The sequence below is a fragment of the Sulfurovum sp. bin170 genome (assembly GCF_010892395.1).
GTDB lineage: Bacteria > Campylobacterota > Campylobacteria > Campylobacterales > Sulfurovaceae > UBA1140.
Window position 1 is genome coordinate 1 of sequence record NZ_JAACKB010000322.1, and the last position, 4,748, is coordinate 4,748.

A 4,748-nucleotide genomic window follows, 5' to 3' on the forward strand; every position below is an offset into this window, starting at 1 on the left:
ATCAACTCAAATTGGGAGAAGTAAATACTCGGGCTGATAGCTCTCCTGAAGGTACAGTTATTTCACAAACACCTATAGTTGGAACAGAAGTAGAGATTGGTAGTATGGTATCAATAGTAGTGTCTATTCCAGAAAAGATGACTATTGTTCCTGATTTTATAGATGGAAATATTAAAGATATAGAGGAGATTAGAAATGAGTTAAGAGAGCGTAATCTTCAATTAGGAGATATAATCTATAGATTTTCAGATAAAGCAAAAGGAACTATTATAGAACAGAATCCTGAAGCAGGGTCAAAGGTAGTAATTAGAAGTATTGTAAATTTAACTGTAGCAAAAGCTTCTTTCGTATTTGATGACGACTATCGCCCACCAATTGGAGAGCATCCAATAGTCATAGATGAGCCTACTTTTATCCCTCGTCCACCAATGGATTTGACTCCAGTTATAGACGACCATCATACGCCCATTCGAGAGATTCATGGTATAGGTTCTGTTTATGAGGGTCGACTTGATAATTCAGGTATCACCACTGTTGAGAATTTGGCAACAGCTGATGCAACACATGTCGCTGAAGTGCTAAGAACCAATGAGACAACAGCACTGCGAATGATAACGGATGCACAGATAATAAGAAGAAGATAGTCTCTTGCAAAACTCCTTGGAATCGGAGGCTTTAGCCCCGAATATTACGAGGCTAAAGCCATCGGTTCCTAGTTTTGCAAGAAGTTTAATATAGAAAATAAAAAAAGGAGCAAAAGATGTCAAGTTTAATGAGAAAAACAAAAAAAAGAACCAAACCAAATTCATTAAATCAGAAGAGTATAAAAAATAGTAATAATAAAAAATCTTCTAATGACATTTTAACCCTCCATAAATCGGTAGGAAACAAGACTGTAGAGAAGTTAGTCAGCTCCAAAGGTATCAAAAAAGAGACATTAGTAAAGAGTGAACCTGTCACAAAAAAACCAACACAAGAGGCAAAAAAAAGTGATGCTAAAATAGCCAATGAACCCAAAGCACCACAGGATAAAAAACTTGAAACAGTAAAAGCACCAACCAATCCCTATAGAGACAAAGCTTTTACCAATACCTTAAAGTACATAAAAAAGAGTAGAGATGCTCAAAAAACACACCCCAACTCAAAAGATAAACTCACAGAAGTGGAAGAGGCTTCTCACCTAAGCAAAGAGGAACAGGAGAAAAAAAACAGTCAATCAGCCCACTATAATAGTATAGAGAGCAGTTCTGACTCTGCAAAAAGTAAAAAGTTTACTCCAGAAAGTTTTAAAAAGTCTTTAGAAAAAGAGCTTACAGAACTAGAAAATAGTCTACCTAAAGATGCTGATGATGCTAAAAACTTTAAAGATACAGAACCTATAAATGCCATCAAAAATAGTGTCAATTCCAATGTGACCAAAGAGAAAGAGAGTATGGTAGGTTCACTTGCAACCAATGCTAAAGAGAAAAAGCCACCAAAAAGTAACTTAGCTGTCAAGTCTGCCAAACCCATTCCAAAAACCACTGTTGGCAAGGCTCCAAAACCGATAAATAAAAAAGATTCAACTCCAAAACCAAAACACAAAAGTGAAATCTCCATGGAGAGAGAGAGCCAATCTATTGATGAGTATATGGAAGAGAGTAAGTTAACAGAATCACAACTAAAAAAATCAAATGAGCCAGAGTTTTTAAAAGCCTTAGATTCAAAAACAGTAGCCCAAAAAAAGCTCAAAGAGGTACCTCAAACTTATAAGAAAAAAGAGAATCAGATATTAAGAGGTGCTAGAGGAGAAGCTTCTGTTTTGGGTAAAGAGGGTTTAGATGGTATGTTCTCCTCACGAGTGGGTAGCTTTGAAGGTGTACTGACCAAACAGACCTCATCACAAAAATCAAGCCAAAATGAAAAACAGACAATCGATGCTAAGTTTGAGAAGATTTACAATGAAACCAAAACCGATGTCACAGCTAAACTAAATGGTATCTCAACAGAAGTAAACAAGCTCTTTGATAAGGGTGGACAGGTAGATAATGCAAAAAAAACATTTGAGAAAAATGTAGAAGATAAGTTAGATGATATCTATAGTTGGACAGATATTTTTACAAGAAAGAAACATAAATCTGAGATTAAAGAGGTATTTATTAGTGAAAAAGCTAAATTTATCTCTACACTAAACACTATTTTTGACCATATTGCTATAGTTATCTCAACAGGTCTCAATGAAGCGATAAAAGTTATCAATGATGGTAGAGAAGAGACAAAAGAAATCTATGATGGTCTAAATAAACAAGAGAAAAAATTAGCCAAAGATTCACTAGATACTTTTAATGATAGATATGACAACCTAGAAGAGAGTGTTAGCAATAAAGAGAAAGAGTTGGCACAAGGTTTAGCACAACAGTATAAACAAAATGTAGCTAGTTTAGATAAGAGCTTTGAGGAGATAAGAAAAAAGGCAAGTGCCACATGGTTAGATGGAGCTATCAACGCTATAAAAGGGGTTATTGAGACTATTAAAAAACTACGAAAACTGGTCTCTGAGCTACTCTCAGCCATTCAAAAATTTTTACCTATTATCATGGCTGACCCTATCGGTTTCGCCAAAAAACTCTTTGCTGGTATTGGTGAGGGGATTGCTCTCTTTAAAGCAAATATCCAAAAACATCTTTTAGGAGGCTTTATCCAATGGCTAACAGGAGCGATGGGGTCTGCTGGAATCACAATTCCTGTCAATCTATTTAGCCTCAAAGGTATCTTTAGTCTAGTGATGCAAATCTTAGGACTAGGATGGGACTATCTGCGTAAAAAATCGGTAAAACTACTAGGCGAACCGATGGTAAAAGCGATGGAGACAGGGCTAGAGATGTTTCAAATAGTGCGAACCAAAGGAATAGTAGGCATATGGGAACATATCAAAGAGCAGTTCAATGACCTCAAAGAGACCATTATTGATTCGATTAAAAACATGCTTATCACACAGGTTATTATGGCAGGTATCAAATGGCTAGTAAGCCTACTGGTTCCAGGGGGTGGATTTATCAAAGCGATTATGGCAATCAAAGATTTAATCGTCTTCTTTGTAGAGTCTGCGATTATGCTTATTCCTACGCTGATAACATCTATCAAAGCTCTAGCCTCTGGGAATGTGAAAGGGGTCGCCAAAGCTGTCGAGAAAGGGTTGGGACTACTTATCGCTTTGGTTATTAACCTTTTTGCAAAACTTATTGGTCTAGGTGGATTGGCTAAAAAGGTGATGAAGATTATCAAACGGATTAGAAAACGGATTGATAAGGCGATTAATAAGTTGATTTTGAAAGCGAGAAGAAAGTTTAAAGGGCTAGTAAAAAAGGGGAAAGCTAAGGTTAAAGGAGCTGTTAAAAAGCTTATTGGTTGGTTTAAGATTAAGGTTAAATTTAAAGCAAAAGATGGGAAAAATCATTCACTTAATATTAAGGGGTCGAAGAAAAAGCCAAAGCTTGTTATTAGGAGTAAAGAGACTCAATTTGATAAGTTTATTAAAGCTATTTTGGATGGAAAAGATGAGAATAAGAAAAAGTTAGCAGAGATAGCATTTGAAAATTATCAAAATTGGCGTACAGCCGTTCATAAAGAGGCTGATAAAGAAGATGAGAGAGCCCAATCCGTCAAGAGTAAAGAGACAGAAGATGCTATGGAAAAAATTGCTGTGGATATGAAAGAGCTATTTGGTCATAGTGAAGATGATTTACCAGAGTATGAAAAAGGTAAAAATGTAATATATCAATCAAGTAGAGAAGGTGTTGGAGAGAAAATGACTGCCCATGTTTTAAGTAAATTGGGAGAAGAAGGAACCATACCAAGCTCTCCAAAAGGAGTATATAAAACTCTATTTAAAAGGAAAGGAGAGAGTGGGAAAAAATCATTTTATGTACAAGGTCATCTACTCAATGAAAATATGCATGGTTCAGGTAGAGAAGAAGAGAATTTAACCCCTCTATCTGTACAAGGGAATAAAAACCACTCAATAGAGATAGAAGAAGTACTAAAAAGAGTCACAAAAACAGGTGGTGTTATAAGTTATACAGTTGACCCTGTATACGCAACTAGAGGCTTAGAGACTAGTGAAGCGAAGCGTCCAAAGAAGTTTTCAGATAAAGAGTGGGGAGATGTTAAAGAGATTAGAGAACTTGAAAGTAAAAAGATTGTTCCTACACATTTAACGGTAAAAGCATATTTAATGGAAAAAGATGAAACAAAAAAGTTTGGATTTACAGAGAAAAAATCCATTAAATCTAAAGATATAAAGAATCCTATAGAGGAGAAAGAGCTTGAAAACTATAATGTTGGAGGAGAAGGGATACAAAAAGAGGATTTTATATTAAGAGAGAAAACGATTGAACAGCTTAAAAAGCTTAAGGGTATAGGAGAAACAAGGGCAGAAGAGTTCTATAATAGGCTACAAGGAACAGATGATAGTAATGGGAAAAAAATTTCAAATTATACAAAACTAATTGGTATCAGTAAAGAAAAGTTAGATGAGAAAAATCCTCAATATAATATTATAGGTTCTTTATCAAAGAAGGAGTAAAAAATGTCAAATATCAATGAGCGAAGCAAAAAAAATATACCACAACCACCTACACGCACGGTTGCTATATATAAGAAAAAAATAGGGCTCTCCCCCACCTACCGTGACCCAATAAACACCTAAAACTAGGGTTTAGCTAAGAGAAAGTAAAACCAAAAACACTCCTAACAAACATATATTTTAA

At 35.3% G+C, this 4,748-nt stretch carries 2 protein-coding genes; both read left to right on the forward strand.

Annotated elements, in window-relative coordinates:
- A partial coding sequence (locus GSY74_RS07655; RefSeq protein WP_164664511.1) for a PASTA domain-containing protein occupies window positions 1-644 on the forward strand: 644 nt, incomplete at its 5' end.
- Between the two features lie 116 nt (window positions 645-760).
- Window positions 761-4,564: a hypothetical protein gene (locus tag GSY74_RS07660; protein ID WP_164664512.1), complete on the forward strand. Its 3,804-nt coding sequence runs from the start codon at window positions 761-763 to the stop codon at window positions 4,562-4,564.
- The last annotated feature ends 184 nt before the right edge of the window (window positions 4,565-4,748 follow it).

What these genes read in the sequence shown, in the direction of transcription:
- GSY74_RS07660 (WP_164664512.1), top strand. Translation starts at nt 761, where the DNA reads ATGTCAAGTTTAATGAGAAAAACAAAAAAAAGAACCAAACCAAATTCA.